Source organism: Enterobacter asburiae (assembly GCA_011754535.1).
Classification (GTDB): Bacteria; Pseudomonadota; Gammaproteobacteria; order Enterobacterales; family Enterobacteriaceae; genus Enterobacter; species Enterobacter cloacae_N.
The window spans coordinates 3,427,466-3,441,564 of the sequence record JAAQVN010000001.1; the positions used below are offsets into that span (position 1 = coordinate 3,427,466).

Genomic DNA, 14,099 nt, shown 5'->3' on the forward strand with positions numbered 1-14,099 from the left:
GGTGAATGAAACGCTGTTTTTTACCTCAATGGCGTAAGTATAGTCAATCTCTGTTTACAAAATCGCCAGAACAGGTTCGTTCACCTCAGGATTTACCCTTCTTTGACTTCAGTTTACGAAATCAGTTTCCCTTGCAGGCCAGAATGTCTGGCCGCGCTCCGCCATCTGCAATAATTCGTCACACGGTGTAAACCGCGGACCGTATTGCGAGGCCAGACGTTGCAGAATGGCAACCACTTCACCCGCGCCGAGAGTATCCATGTAGCGGAACGGACCGCCAAGGAACGGCGGGAAACCAATACCAAATACCGCGCCGATGTCGCCATCGCGCGCGCTCTTGACCACCTGTTCACCAAAGCAGCGCGCCGCTTCATTGAGCATCATCATGACGCAACGTTCAGCGCACTGAACGGCAGACAGTTTTCCCTGACCGGTGACCGAAATAAGCCCATAAACCGAAGGGTCGACCTGTTTCTTGCTTTTACGCCCTTTCGCGCCGTAAAGATAGAAACCGCGTTCATTTTTTCTGCCTTTGCGATCGTCCTTCAAAATTGCAGAAACAATGTTTGCAGGCGGGGTAAAACGATCGCCGTATGCGGCTTCCAGCACAGGTATAATTTTAGTGCCGGTGTCTATTCCCACCTCATCCAAAAGTTGGATTGGGCCAACAGGGAAACCAAACTTTACCAGCGCCTCGTCGACGTGCTCGATTTTCTCCCCTTCCGTCAGCAGCCGCATCGCTTCGTTAATATACGGTGCCAGAATACGGTTGACGTAGAAGCCGGCCTTGTCCGCGACCACAATCGGGGTTTTGCCCTGCTTTTTCGCCAGCTTCACCACGGTGGCGATGGTTCGCGGGCTGGTCGTGGCGTGCGGGATCACCTCCACCAGAGGCATTTTTTCTACAGGACTGAAAAAGTGCAGCCCAATCACCTGTTCCGGCCGAGCAGCTTTCGCCGCGATATCGCCAATCGGTAAAGACGAGGTGTTTGAGGCGAAAATGGTGTGCGGCGCGCAGTGTTGCTCAACGTCAGCCACCATCTGCTGCTTAAGTGCCAGGTCTTCAAATACGGCTTCAATTACCAGGTCCCGGTGCGCAAAACCGCTGTAATCCGTCGTGCCGGAGATCGTCGCCAGGGTTTTATCACGCTCGCTTGCCTTGATATGGCGGCGTTTGACCTTCTGATCAAGGTTCTGCCAGCTGTACTGCAGCGCGTGGTTGATGCCCTTCGCATTGATGTCTTTGATGCGCACGGGCAATTTGCCTTTGCTGGCGGTAACAAACGCGATGCCGCCGCCCATCAGCCCACCGCCCAGCACGCCAATAGCACGGAGCGGAGCAGGCTCTGCATCGCTGCCGGGATCTTTTTTCACCTCGGTGCTGGCGAAGAAGATGCTGCGCAATGCCTGTGACTGTGGCGTCATCGCCAGCTCGCCAAAGGCTTTGGCTTCAGCGGCATAGCCGCTGCTGCTTCCCTCGGACAGCCCGGTTTCGATCACTTCCAGGATCCGCTTTGCCGCCGGATAGTTGCCTTTGGTTTTTTGTTCAGTCTTTTTGCCCACCATGTTGAACAGGAGCGCACGCCCCAGTGGCCCTGCCAGCACGCGCTCGCGTACGGAGAGAGGACGCTTTGCCTGCCGCCCTTTCAGCGCAAGCTCAACGGCGGCCTCCAGTAAAATGGAGTGCGGCACCACGTCATCGACCAGACCGGATTTCAGCGCCTGACGCGCGCGCAGCTGCTTGCCGGTTAAAATCATCTCCAGGGCGGTGCTGACCCCCACCAGGCGAGGCAAACGCTGCGTGCCGCCGGAGCCCGGTAAGAGGCCTAACTGCACTTCTGGCAACCCTAAAACAGTTTTCGGATCGTCAGTGCAAATGCGGCTGTGGCAGGCCAATGCCAGCTCCAGCCCACCGCCCAGACAGGCACCGTGGATCGCGGCAATAACCGGGACCGGCAGCGCGTGGATCTCGGCCATCACCTGCTGGCCCTGACGCGCCAGGTCTTCTGCTTCCTGGGCGTTTTTCGCTCGGGCGATCATGTTGATATCGGCGCCGGCAATAAAGTTATCCGGCTTGGCAGAGATAAAGACCAGGCCACGGACGGCTTTGTTGTCGCGGATCTGCTTTAACATCCCGCGCACCTGAACACCAAATTCGGCCTTCAGGGTATTCATCTTTTCATCAGGCACATCAATAGTGATAACAGCCACGTTATCGAGGCGAACCGTCAGGTTAAATGCAGATGTCATATCCATTATTCAGCCTCCAGAACCATTGCTGCGCCAAGTCCGCCCGCCGCGCAGGCGGTAACGAGGCCAAACCCGCCGCCGCGGCGTCGTAGCTCGTGTAATGTTTGGGTGATCATACGTGCGCCCGTGGCTGCGAACGGATGGCCGTAGGCAATCGAGCCCCCCAACACGTTGAATTTGCTCTGATCCACTTCGCCAGTGGCATGGGCGCGGCCCAGCACGTCGCGCGCGAAACGCTCGCTTGCCAGCAGCTGGACGTTTGCCAGAGTTTGCGCGGCAAAGGCTTCGTGCATATCAATCAGGGTTAAATCTCCCAGCGTCAGCCCCGCGCGATCCAGCGCCAGCGGCGTGGACCAGGCCGGACCCAGCAGCATGTCCTGCCAGACATCAATGGCGGTGAAGGCATAGCTGCGCAAATAGCCCAGGGGGGTAATGCCAAGCTCCTTCGCGCGGGATTCCGTCATCAGGATAACGGCGGCAGCCCCATCGGTGAGCGGCGTACTGTTGGCCGCCGTCACGGTGCCGTGCTTGCGGTCAAACGCCGGGCGCAGTTTGGCGTAATCCGCCAGTGTCGAGGTACCGCGAATATTGTTATCTTCCGCGAGCGGTTCACGGTAGGGCGGAATATAGGCGGTCATCACCTCATCGGTGAGCTTGCCCTCCGACCAGGCTTTCGCTGCCAGCTGATGCGAGCGATGCGCCAGCGCATCCTGCTGCTCGCGGGTGATACCGTAGGTTTTGGCCATCTGCTCGGCAGTATCGCCCATTCGCAGGCCTGTGGAGTACTCTGCTACGGCAGGTGGCACGGGCATAAGGTCGCGCAGGCGTAAACGCGAGAAGAGTTTGAGCTTCGCACCGGTGGTGCGGGCTTTATTGGCATCAACCAGAATGCGGGCCAGTTTTTTACTGACGCCAATCGGCAGTACGGAGGAAGAATCGGCGCCACCTGCGATCCCGGCGCGAATAGTGCCCGCCATAAGGCTTTCCGCCACGTTTGCTACCGCCTGGAAGCTGGTCGCGCACGCGCGGCTGACGCTGTAGGCGTCGGTGTTAACGTTCATGCCGGTACCGAGAACAATTTCCCGCGCAATGTTGGGGGCTTCAGGCATCTGTACGACCTGGCCGAAGACCAGCTGTTCGATGACCTCAGGCGGGATTTCGCTGCGAGCCAGCATCTCCCCCACTACCATTTTCCCCAGATCGACAGCAGGAATACCGTGAAACGCCGTCGCCTGACGCGCAAACGGCGTACGCAGTCCGCTGACAATGGCAATGCGGTCACCCTGTCGGGTGATTAGCGGTAATGCCTGACTCATAACCTTCCCCTGTGAAAAATTTTACATGAATATAAAGTGGTCTGACCTGATAACAGTCTTAACCATTTTTTTACATTCAGCCAATCAGGGAAGCATAAAAATGCGAGCTAAAACACAGAGAAGAAAAAGAAAATGCCCCAGGGAAAAAGCAAAACGGTAACCCACAGGTTACCGTTTTTAGTGTTTGCTCCCTCTCCCGTGGGAGAGGGCACCAGATCGCAGGAATTAACGCAGGCCTAACTGGAAAATCAGCGTTTCAGCTTCGCAGGCAAACACAAAGTCGATATCCAGCTTCACGCCGCCTTCCACTTCAGTGAAGGTAGATTTGATTTCACACGGATCGGACTCCACATCACGCGCGCGCTTGCTTAGCGCGGCCAGCGTTTCTTCGGCTTCGGCGCGGTTGGTGAACACACGGCTGTAAGACGCGGTGCAATCGGAGTTGTCCATGATGGTGCCAACATCCATACAGCAGCAAACCGGGGTTTCATCAGCACTGCATTTACTCATAGCTCAATTTCCTCTGTATTCGCGCAGCGCGCGAGATAAACACGATGCTGATATTTTACGCCCCAGCGCTGGCTCTCTCCAGCCGTTAATGGCGCAAAATCGGATAAGTGACCGATATCACACTAAAAAATGATCTAAAACAAAAACCACCCTTTTGGGTGAGCCGCGATGGTCACAATTTTGCCAACCAGATCTCGTTTCAAGAAACATGTTTGAAAATATTAATAAACAAACTTGCAACATTCCGGCTGGTCGGACCTATACTCTGGCCACTGGTCTGATTTGTCTGTCATACCTCAGACCCTACACTTCGCGCTCCTGTTACGGTATGTAACAATTATTGAATAAAAATAACTCAATGAGGTTATGGTCATGAGCCAGAAAACCCTGTTCAACAAGACTGCGCTGGCAGTCGCAGTGGCAATCGTCTCTACTTCCGCCTGGTCAGCGGGCTTTCAGCTAAACGAATTTTCTTCCTCTGGCCTTGGCCGTGCGTATTCAGGGGAAGGTGCAATCGCTGATGATGCTGGTAACGCAAGCCGTAACCCTGCATTAATCATGATGTTCGATCGCCCGACCTTCTCTGCTGGTGCGGTGTATATCGATCCTGATGTCAACATTTCCGGCACGTCACCTTCTGGTGCGAGCCTGAAAGCAGATAACATTGCGCCAACGGCGTGGGTCCCTAACCTGCACTTCGTTGCACCAATCAATGAACAATTTGGCTGGGGCGCATCCGTCACGTCTAACTATGGCCTTGCTACCGAGTTCAACAACAACTACCCGGCAGGCGAATACGGCGGTAAAACAGACCTGACAACGCTGAACCTGAACCTGAGCGGTGCTTATCGTCTGAACGACAGCTGGAGCTTCGGTTTGGGCTTTGATGCCGTCTACGCCGATGCAAAAATTGAGCGTTACTCCGGAGAACAGACGGCTCGCCTGCCGAAAAACAGCAACAAAATTGCCAGCCTGAAAGGCGATGAGTGGGGCTATGGCTGGAACGCCGGTATTCTGTACGAGCTGGACAAAAACAACCGTTGGGGCCTGACCTATCGTTCCGAAGTGAAAATTGACTTCGACGGCGATTACAAGAGCGGCATCCTGGCGCCAGTCAACAGCCTGGTTCCTGGCGCGGGTACCACCATCCCGTGGGGGACTTCCGGTCAAACTGTCCCTGGTTCACTGTCACTGCATCTGCCAGAAATGTGGGAAGTCTCCGGTTACAACCGCGTTGCGCCGCAGTGGGCTATTCACTATAGCCTGGCCTATACCAGCTGGAGCCAGTTCCAGGAGCTGAAAGCGACCGGCACCAACGGTCAAACGCTGTTCTATAAGGACGAGAGTTTCCACGACGCCTATCGTATTGCGTTGGGTACCACCTATTATATGGATGACAACTGGACGTTCCGTACCGGTATCGCATTCGATGATAGCCCGGTACCGGCTGATAAGCGCTCCATCTCCATTCCGGATCAGGACCGCTTCTGGGTGAGTGCTGGCGCAACCTACGCGTTCAACGAAAATGCTTCTGTCGATGCGGGCGTGTCTTATATGCATGGTCAGAAAGTGACCTTCAAGGAAGGTCCGTACGAATTTACCTCTGAAGGTAAAGCCTGGCTGTTCGGTACTAACTTCAACTACGCGTTCTAATCGCGCAGGGATCAAAAAAGGTGAGCGTTGCTCACCTTTTTTATTTATTCCGAATCAATATCTTTGAGTTCGTTTTCAATAGCCTTCGCGTTTGGATTATCTTCCGGCTTCAGCTTGCCGCCATTGGCGATAAAGTCATGATTCTGGAAGTACGCTTCACGCACCATAATGTACGGATCGGAAGACTGGCGCAGCAGGCCGTCTGAATCGAGCAGTTGCGCGCGGGTTTCAATCCCCTCCACCGTCCATTTACCAATCGACAGCGGCCAGGTCAGCCACGACAGGACCGGATACAGCGTATCGACCATATCGCCGCCATCATCACGCACGGTGAAGCTGCCATAGAACGGCAGATGAACGTAAGGGCCGTAACCGACGCCATAATGCCCCAGCGTACTGCCAAAACGGTGCGGCTGTTCACGCTGCAGTTTCGGGTTTGCCATACCTGCGACATCGATAAAACCGCCCATCCCCAGCAGGGAGTTCAGGAAGAAGCGCGTAAAGTGCACCATCCCCTGATACGGATCGCCCTGCAGGAAATAGTTGACCATCACCGCAGGCTCTTCCAGGTTACTGGTAAAATTGCTTAACCCATTACGCGCGGGCTGTGGAACGTAATCGCGCCATGCTACTGCCACCGGGCGAACCACATACGGGTCCAGCACGTTGTAGTTGAAGCTATACATAGAACGGTTAAATCCTTCGAGAGGATCGGAGCGTCCCGTTTGCTCCCCGGAGCTGGCGCAGCCCACGAGCATCGTCGCGCCCAGCGCAAGCGCCGACAGCCGAAGTTTCATAAATATCTCCCTGTTCAGTATGGCTATCGTTGATTGCCATCCGTAACGGAGCATCTGGCGCTCCGTCTGAAAACGTGCAAGTGATTGTAACAGCACGTTTACCGATGTCTATGAGTTCAATTACGGGCAGTAATCACCGTGACTCTGATCTCAGCATAGCCTGACTTTTGGAATTCGTTTCGCTGGCAATTTTATAATGTCTTTGAACGAGATGTATCACCTTTGTTGTCATTCCCGCCAATTTAAGAGCATCCCCACAGGCATCCCGACAAAAGCCGCTACGCTTAAAAGAAAGATCAACCTCCGGGAGCAGATATGAAAGACGTGGGCGAAGAAAAAATTGGCGAGAGTAATGAGGAACATGAAATTGAAAGCGAGGAGAAAGCGCGCGGTGAGAAGATAGAAATTGATGAAGATCGCCTCCCTTCCCGCGCGATGGCCATCCACGAGCATATCCGCCAGGATGGCGAAAAGGAGATGGAGCGTGACGCGATGGCCCTCTTCTGGTCAGCCATCGCTGCAGGACTGTCAATGGGCGCCTCGCTGCTCGCGAAAGGGATATTTCATGTGCAGCTGGAGGGCGTACCCGGCGGATTTTTACTGGAGAACCTCGGCTATACCTTCGGCTTTATTATCGTCATCATGGCCCGCCAGCAATTATTTACTGAGAACACCGTAACCGCCGTTCTGCCGGTGATGCAAAACCCTACCCTCGGTAATTTCGGTTTATTGATGCGGCTCTGGAGCGTGGTTCTGCTGGGAAATATCATCGGCACGGGTATTGCGGCCTGGGCGTTCGAATATATGCCGATTTTTGATGAACCCACCCGGGACGCGTTTGTGAAGATCGGTATGGATGTCATGAAAAACACGCCGGTCGAAATGTTCTCTAATGCCATCATCTCCGGGTGGATTATCGCCACGATGGTATGGATGTTTCCTTCAGCCGGCAGCGCTAAAATTGTGGTGATCATACTGATGACCTGGCTGATTGCGCTGGCGGATACCACGCATATCGTGGTCGGTACCGTTGAAATACTCTACCTGGTCTTTAACGGCACGCTTCACTGGAGCGATTTTTTCTGGCCGTTCGCCCTTCCGACGCTGGCAGGGAATATCTGCGGCGGAACGTTTATCTTCGCGCTGTTAAGTCATGCCCAAATACGTAACGACATGTCTAATAAACGCAAAGCAGAACTTAAGGCGCAGGCAAATAAGGATAAAGCGGCAAAAAAATCAACCTGAATGGTGACTCTTTGAGCAGTCAGGCGGCAATGCGCTTAACGCAAAGTGTAAATAACGGTATACTCGTGCCGCCTCGTCCCCTTAGTTAAATGGATATAACGAGCCCCTCCTAAGGGCTAGTTGCAGGTTCGATTCCTGCAGGGGACACCATACACACCTCTCCTGACATCTATCAAATTCAATAAAACCCTCTTATAATCAGTGAGAAACCCTCTATTCTGGCTATGCGACATCAACTGATGTCTACCCATTTCAACGTGAATCAATAAACACCTGGGGGCCTTAGTGGGTGCTTATCCTGTTCAATGAAAAACGAGGCCCCCAAAAAGGACCTTAAATGCGCGTCAGGTCGAGACTGCAAAGCCAAGAGACAAAGCCTATAAGCTCGCTGATGGCGGAGGACTCTATCTCATGGTCAATACTAACGGTTCAAAGTACTGGCGCATGAAATATCGATTTGCCGGGAAAGAGAAAAAGCTCTCATTCGGAACCTACCCGGACATCTCACTTGCGGAAGCTCGCACTAAACGAGATGAGGCAAGAAAGGTATTGGCGAATGATAAGGATCCCGGAGAGGTCAAAAAAGCCACGCAATTAGCTAAAAAACTCTCGGTTACCAACACATTTGAAGCAATAGCTCTCGAATGGCACAGTGCAAAAGTATCTGGTTGGTCAAAGAGTTATGCTGATTACGTCAAGCGAGCTTTTAAAAATAATGTCTTCCCCTATCTAGGCTCTCAGCCAGTGGACTGACCCCGCCCCCGAATATGCTCAAGTCATAATCAGGAATAACTGGCTTCAATCTGGCTGGATACTTCTCATCATCTTCTTGGTTCACATGACCTCCTTTTACCCATTTTTCCTTCTGAAGGACCTCAGCCCCAAAGCCTTCACCCGATGTTTGATAGTAGGGATCGTCCTGTGGGGAAGCCTCTCCCACACACCTGTAACACCGCCTTCAGGATATATATCCCTTAATACGCGGTCCTCAACAGGCTGCCAGAGCCGGGCCTCAGTCAGCCCCATTTTTCCGGTTTGGGCAAAAATGGCCTCCCGGGTACGATCCGGCAGCGACGCTTTTATTTTATCAATCCCTTTACTGTAGTGCGCCTGCATAAACACTAGTTCCCTTTCCGAGCAAGGTCTGTTTTTCCCTGTTCCAAGGTCAAATTTGACCACTGCCGCCCTCACCGCACTGACGCTTCTGCCCAGTCTGGTGGCAATTTCTTTTGTTGGCAGATTACCGTATTATTTTTCCAGAAAGAACTTATCTTCACGGCTCCAGCTACTGCGACTAGTGAGCCCGGCAAGGGGACGCCTGCCGGAAGATAGCCTTGCGTGAACGCCCGGGCAAGAGTGATATGACATACTCTATGCCTTCTGCATAGTGGGTCCGGAGCAATACCAGCTCCTCTTCTGACCAGCACGGTGCGACGCCCTGGGACAGACCTAAAAGCTGAACAATTCGGGCCACTCCATGGGCAGACCGGCCAAGCCGCTCCCCGATTTCACGGGCAGACAGCTGACCATAGTGTTGTTCCACAAACGTAATTTCGGTGGCCGTCCGGTGATTACGGTGTCGCTGTGTTTTACCCACCCCGCCAGTTCCTTTTACATCACTCACGATGTTTTTCCTGCGCCAGCATATAGACTTGAGCCCGGAGGTGCTGCTCAGCCTGCTGAATCTGCTGCTGACGCTGCGGAGAGTCTTCAGGGAGCAGCTTCAACTGCCGAAGCTGTTCTTCCACCGGCACGGTCTGCCGGAAGCTTGTCAGCATGCCAAAGACCTGCGATTTAAGTTCACTGACGGTGATGTATTTTCCCTTCTGACCATCAAGTGCATTCAGTTTATCGGCAAGAGCCTGAAGCTGCGTCATACCTTCATGCCAGCCGTTCGTTTTATCGACAGGAAGTACTGAGATATTAATCTGCTGCTGCCACTGCTGTACCAGGGTCTTAGCCTGATCCGGCCACAATACCTGAACCTGTTCGATGAGTTTTCTGCTGTATGCAATATCCCAGTCAGGAGGCAACTTATCCAATCGGGCAAGCTGATGCTCTGTCTGTGCGATAAGGTCCTGCGGTAACGAAGTCTGCTGACGCAACATCCCCAGTTGTTCAGACGTGAGAGGTGCAGGGAACGGAGCCAGTGAAGCAGCAAGCTGAGTCTGTAGAGGGTCTGGACGGTGTAGAAAATGCCAGCTCCACGCTGAGACTATGCTTATCACCAGCATGGTACACGTGCCGGCAGCGAAGGATTTCCACTTTTTAACCGGAACAGGCATTGTCGACAGCACTTCCACATTCGACTGCGGTTCCGGTTACCCTTATAGACCATCCCCTGTATCACTTTGAGCTTCAGATCCAGTTCCCGCAGAGCCTGAGGGATCATTCTGGCTCCCATATCCCGCAGGCTCGCAAAACCATCAACCAGCGAATAGAGCTGCCCGTGCCATTTTTCCGGCAGTGCACGCCCCAGCGTAGAGCCCAGGATCTTGTTCGTCACCGTAATCATCGTATTGCAGAACGCCCCAAATTTATCCAGCAGAATGGCCTGGTGAGACTGTACATCCAGTGCTTTCAACCACTTTGGGGCATTACCTTCGCCAACGCGGTTTAAAAACTGAATTATTTCCTTCTGCGTTTCAATGTTTTTTGCCGCTTTAGCTGTTTTGGCCGTCCCGACAAGCACCAGACGACCTACCCCTTTGATAACGCCGCCAATCACCGGAATCAGTGCAAACAACAACACCACCAGGAAAACCCACTCGGTGGTGCTTTCACGTTTTTTGGGTTCATTAATCAAGCCAATCGACACGGCCACCCGGGATAACCATAGTCAGAACATCCTGCGCACCGCCGGCCAGAACGAACTGCGAATGGAAGACCTGCGCCAAAGCGAGCATATTGCGCTGAAAACGCCGTTTGGAGCCACGGCCCTTAACCAGGGCCATATCGTTGATGCACAGAACGAGCCGCGGGGCACCGGCTTTGAGCTGCGCACCGATGAGTACGGGGTGATTCGCGTAGCGAAAGGGCTGTTTATCACCGCCGACGGTAAAGTACATGGCGAGGGCGATATTCTGGATATGGATGTGGCACTCCATGAGATTGAGGCCGTCCGCGCACAAATCGAGGGACTGGCCAGCGCCACCCGACAGGCGAAAGCCCTGGAAGCTGATATCGCCAGCCAGCAGGCAATGTTCGCCACACGGCTGAAAACTCTCAATGAGATGCTTCACTTTTCAGCACCCGAGGGGATGGCTTTTACCAGCGCAGAGCACCTGCAGCTGGCGGCCACTGACAATATTGCCCTGAATGCCGGTGGTGATATCAGTATCGGGACCCAGGGGCATATCACCGGACTGGCGGGCGACAGCGTGGGAATGTTTGCTCAACACGGCAAGCTGAGCCTGATTTCGGCACAGGGGCCGGTCCAGTTTCAGGCGCAGAACGGCGTGATGCATCTGAGCGCGGAGCAGAAACTAACCCTCATCTCTGCCAGCGAGATGCTGCTGGCCGGGAAGAAGCGAATACGTCTGGTGGGTGGCGGGAGTTCCATCCTCATTGAGCAGGGGCAAATCAAATACGAGACTGCGGGGACGTATACCCGCAAGGCCAGCCGGCTGGATACGGAAGGTGGTGCTTCACAGACTCCAGACGTGCCGTGGCTGGCTGACCCGCTGAAAGACCGCAATGATGCACTGATGCAGTACCTTTACCATGATGATGCGCCGGTGGTAGGAGCGCCGTTTCCGGATCCAGACGATCCATCCTGACCGCGACCACTCGTGACGGCAGGCTGGCCTCCAGCAGCTCACTGATGAGGTCAAACAGCGGCGGGAAGGTTTTTTCCGGCGCGCGGTGGTCATATCCCGGAATGGCATCCAGATCGTGCTCAAGCGAGAAGGTCAGCATACTGCCGGCAAGACGCGCCAGTTCGGCCCAGACCTGCTCAGGATGTCTGTCAGGGAAGCGCTCATACTCAGAAAGCACCCGTGCATGCGAGTTCAGGGCATTCAGCAACCAGAACAACGACACGTCAGCGACCGCAAAATCGGCCATTCTGTCGTTGCTTTCACGACGCATGGACATCAGACGCTGACGACGGGAGCGCAACTGGCGATTCAGCAGCGCAAGACGTTCACACAGATTACGACTTGCCGAGAAGAGCGCCATCGGCGGGATAAAGTCAGGATCCTGACGCCAGCCCCCCTGCCCGTCCTGTAACAGACGGGCAATGGCGCAGGTATCCCAGGCACCGTTGTCTTCATGTCCGAAACGGAATGCCAGATTAAACCGGGCCACCGCCATCGACTCTTCTTCCTGACCGAAGCGGTCGGCGATTGTCTCCCAGGCTTCCCGATAGCGCAGCGGGCGCTCTGCAGGTAGCGTGTCTGTCTGCACATTCACGATCCCGGCCTGCATCACCGGTAACGCCACATACACTGTCACCGGGGCATTGCCGGCAGAAGCCGGTGCCTCGATTTCACGTGGCTCCGGAGGCAGGTCACTGAATCGGGTATCAATCAGTGTGTCATCCGGTAACCAGAGACGAAGTGACTGCGCCTGCACGCGGCCGGAGGCCAGCATCGCGTCATCAAGCTCAACCCGACCAACACCCCAGGGGAAAGCATTTCCGCGGGCGGCAATACCAGCCCGGGAAAATGCATCCCATTCAGACTGCTGCTGGAACTGCTGAGGGGCCAGAAGTGCCCCTTCATTCCATAACGGACGATGAATTTTCATCCCTGATTTCCCCTCGCCTCAGGATTTGGCTTTCGGCATCTGGGAAACCAGTGACAGGTTCACGTCCATGCCTTCTACCTGGAAGTGCGGAATAGCGTACAATTTCACGCGGAAGAAGCCCGGGTTGTCCTCAATATCTTCCACCACCACTTTCGCATCACGCAGTGGGTGAGACGCCTGCAGTTCGTCGCCCGGGTCGGTCATTTCGGTCACCAAACTGCGCACCCAGGTGTTGAGCTCAAGCTCCAGCAGACGACGGTCTTTGGTTGTGCCGATATTTTCACGCTGAATCAGCTTCAGGTAGTGCGCAATACGCGACAGCAGGAAAATGTACGGCAGACGCGCATTGATACGGCTGTTGGCCGTGGCATCCGCAGTATCGTATAGTGCAGGTTTCTGCGTGGAGTTAGCGCTGAAGAAGCAGGAATAATCTCTGTTCTTATAGTAACTTAGCGGAATAAAGCCCAGGTTCGCAAACTCAAACTCGCGGGTTTCCGGGATCATCACCTCACTCGGGATCTTCACCTGATTACCGGTACCCAGATCGTACAGATGGATTGGCAGATCCTGGACGGCACCACCGGCCTGCGGGCCACGAATTTGTACACACCAGCCGTTGTTGATGAAGCTGCGAACCATGTTGGATGCAAAGGCAAACGAAGCGTTGGTCCACAGATATTTATCGTGATCGGGGCCTTTCACTTCTTCCACGTAGTTGAAGCTACGAACCGGCACAGTGTCCGGGCCGTAAGGCAGGCGACCCAGCACGCGCGGCATCACCAGACCGATATAGCGGGCATCGTCCGTCTCACGGAAAGATTTCCACTTGATGTACTCCGCACGATCGAAGTAGTTACCAATGTCCTTGATGGCCGCGACGTCTTCCATGGACTCCTTGAGGAAGAATTTCGGGCCTGCCGAGCCGATAAACGGCATATGTGCCGCAGCAGAGACCTTGGAAATATTGCGCAGGAGAGCGACATCCTGCGCTGAAGCGTCGAACTCGTAAGCGGAAATCAGCGCCGCAATGGGCTCGCCGCCCGGGGTGTCATATTCGTCGATGTAGGTGTGTTTATACAGACCACTCTGAATGACTTCTGGACAGTCTTCAAAGTCCTGACGCAGGTCTTCTTTAGACATGCTCAGCAACTCAATTTTCACGTTCTGGCGAAAATCAGTTTTATCCACCAGCGACTTCACACCGCGCCACAGGCTTTCAACCGCCTGAAACTCATCATGGTGCATGACAGCGTCCAGCTGGCGGCTGATCTGATAATCGAGCTCAGCGATATGATGATCAATCAGGCTCTTATCCAGTTTTTCGACCTTCGAGCCTGCTTTGGTCAGACATTCCAGAAAGACCTGCATACCTGCAGTCAGACGCTCATCCGCGGTCGCATCTGACATCGCCTGGGCATCTTGCCAGATATCCAACGCGCTCAGCTCAGAGACAGGGCTCAGATTGATTTTCTCAAACAGGGAAGCGTAAACCCCACCCGCAACAGGACGTTCCAGCACCACGCTTTCACCGCCAGCAATATTATTTTGTACAGACATGAGCATTCCTTGATTAATCCGT

9 protein-coding genes, 1 tRNA gene and 3 pseudogenes are annotated in these 14,099 nt (G+C 54.1%); 5 read left to right on the forward strand and 8 right to left on the reverse strand.

Features of this window, described 5'->3' with window-relative positions:
- Positions 1–108: 108 nt before the first annotated feature.
- The 3 genes from fadJ to HBM95_16135 all read right to left on the reverse strand — a co-directional run bounded on the left by fadJ (position 109) and on the right by HBM95_16135 (position 4,076).
- Positions 109–2,256 carry a fatty acid oxidation complex subunit alpha FadJ gene (fadJ, locus tag HBM95_16125; GenBank protein ID NIH44456.1) on the reverse strand — a complete coding sequence of 716 codons (2,148 nt, stop codon included), beginning with the start codon at positions 2,254–2,256 and terminating at the stop codon, positions 109–111.
- The gene (gene fadI / locus HBM95_16130) at positions 2,256–3,566 is read right to left on the reverse strand and encodes an acetyl-CoA C-acyltransferase FadI (GenBank protein ID NIH44457.1); all 1,311 of its coding nucleotides are present in this window, start codon (positions 3,564–3,566) and stop codon (positions 2,256–2,258) included. The genes fadJ and fadI overlap by 1 nt, the downstream gene beginning before the upstream one ends.
- Positions 3,567–3,791: 225 nt before the next feature.
- Positions 3,792–4,076 (reverse strand): DUF406 family protein, encoded by a 285-nt coding sequence (locus HBM95_16135; protein ID NIH44458.1) that lies wholly within the window; start codon positions 4,074–4,076, stop codon positions 3,792–3,794.
- 372 nt (positions 4,077–4,448) lie between these two features.
- Here HBM95_16135 and fadL point away from each other — a divergent pair, with 372 nt between their 5' ends.
- Complete coding sequence (fadL, locus tag HBM95_16140; GenBank protein NIH44459.1) at positions 4,449–5,729, forward strand: long-chain fatty acid transporter FadL; 1,281 nt, start codon at positions 4,449–4,451, stop codon at positions 5,727–5,729.
- Between the two features lie 44 nt (positions 5,730–5,773).
- Here fadL and mlaA read toward each other — a convergent pair whose 3' ends face one another.
- Positions 5,774–6,526 (reverse strand): phospholipid-binding lipoprotein MlaA, encoded by a 753-nt coding sequence (gene mlaA / locus HBM95_16145; protein ID NIH44460.1) that lies wholly within the window; start codon positions 6,524–6,526, stop codon positions 5,774–5,776.
- A gap of 315 nt (positions 6,527–6,841) precedes the next feature.
- On the opposite strand from mlaA, the gene HBM95_16150 reads away from it, so the two are divergent.
- From HBM95_16150 to HBM95_16160, 3 genes and pseudogenes are all read left to right on the forward strand, one after another.
- The gene (locus HBM95_16150) at positions 6,842–7,771 is read left to right on the forward strand and encodes a formate/nitrite transporter family protein (protein ID NIH44461.1); all 930 of its coding nucleotides are present in this window, start codon (positions 6,842–6,844) and stop codon (positions 7,769–7,771) included.
- 75 nt (positions 7,772–7,846) lie between these two features.
- Positions 7,847–7,921 (forward strand) — tRNA-Arg (locus HBM95_16155).
- Between the two features lie 189 nt (positions 7,922–8,110).
- Positions 8,111–8,518: pseudogene (locus HBM95_16160) on the forward strand (DUF4102 domain-containing protein).
- An 869-nt stretch (positions 8,519–9,387) separates the two neighbouring features.
- Here the strand turns inward: HBM95_16160 and HBM95_16165 are convergent.
- Positions 9,388–10,089 (reverse strand): annotated as a pseudogene (locus HBM95_16165) (hypothetical protein).
- Positions 9,996–10,589 (reverse strand): hypothetical protein, encoded by a 594-nt coding sequence (locus HBM95_16170; protein NIH44462.1) that lies wholly within the window; start codon positions 10,587–10,589, stop codon positions 9,996–9,998. The pseudogene HBM95_16165 and the gene HBM95_16170 overlap by 94 nt, the downstream one beginning before the upstream one ends.
- Before the next feature lie 61 nt (positions 10,590–10,650).
- Here HBM95_16170 and HBM95_16175 point away from each other — a divergent pair, with 61 nt between their 5' ends.
- Positions 10,651–11,550 (forward strand): DUF2345 domain-containing protein, encoded by a 900-nt coding sequence (locus HBM95_16175; protein ID NIH44463.1) that lies wholly within the window; start codon positions 10,651–10,653, stop codon positions 11,548–11,550.
- Here the strand turns inward: HBM95_16175 and tssK are convergent.
- Both tssK and tssC read right to left on the reverse strand, forming a co-directional pair.
- Positions 11,522–12,520, reverse strand: a pseudogene (gene tssK, locus HBM95_16180) (type VI secretion system baseplate subunit TssK). The gene HBM95_16175 and the pseudogene tssK overlap by 29 nt on opposite strands.
- 18 nt (positions 12,521–12,538) lie before the next feature.
- A complete protein-coding gene (tssC, locus tag HBM95_16185; protein NIH44464.1) occupies positions 12,539–14,083 on the reverse strand; it encodes a type VI secretion system contractile sheath large subunit in 1,545 nt (514 codons plus the stop codon).
- Positions 14,084–14,099 lie beyond the last annotated feature (16 nt).

Excerpts from the sequence above, each read along its gene's own strand:
- tssC (NIH44464.1), bottom strand. The coding sequence starts at position 14,083 with ATGCTCATGTCTGTACAAAATAATATTGCTGGCGGTGAAAGCGTGGTG.
- fadJ (NIH44456.1), bottom strand. The coding sequence starts at position 2,256 with ATGGATATGACATCTGCATTTAACCTGACGGTTCGCCTCGATAACGTG.
- mlaA (NIH44460.1), bottom strand. The coding sequence starts at position 6,526 with ATGAAACTTCGGCTGTCGGCGCTTGCGCTGGGCGCGACGATGCTCGTG.
- HBM95_16150 (NIH44461.1), top strand. The coding sequence starts at position 6,842 with ATGAAAGACGTGGGCGAAGAAAAAATTGGCGAGAGTAATGAGGAACAT.
- fadI (NIH44457.1), bottom strand. The coding sequence starts at position 3,566 with ATGAGTCAGGCATTACCGCTAATCACCCGACAGGGTGACCGCATTGCC.
- HBM95_16175 (NIH44463.1), top strand. The coding sequence starts at position 10,651 with ATGGAAGACCTGCGCCAAAGCGAGCATATTGCGCTGAAAACGCCGTTT.
- HBM95_16135 (NIH44458.1), bottom strand. The coding sequence starts at position 4,076 with ATGAGTAAATGCAGTGCTGATGAAACCCCGGTTTGCTGCTGTATGGAT.
- fadL (NIH44459.1), top strand. The coding sequence starts at position 4,449 with ATGAGCCAGAAAACCCTGTTCAACAAGACTGCGCTGGCAGTCGCAGTG.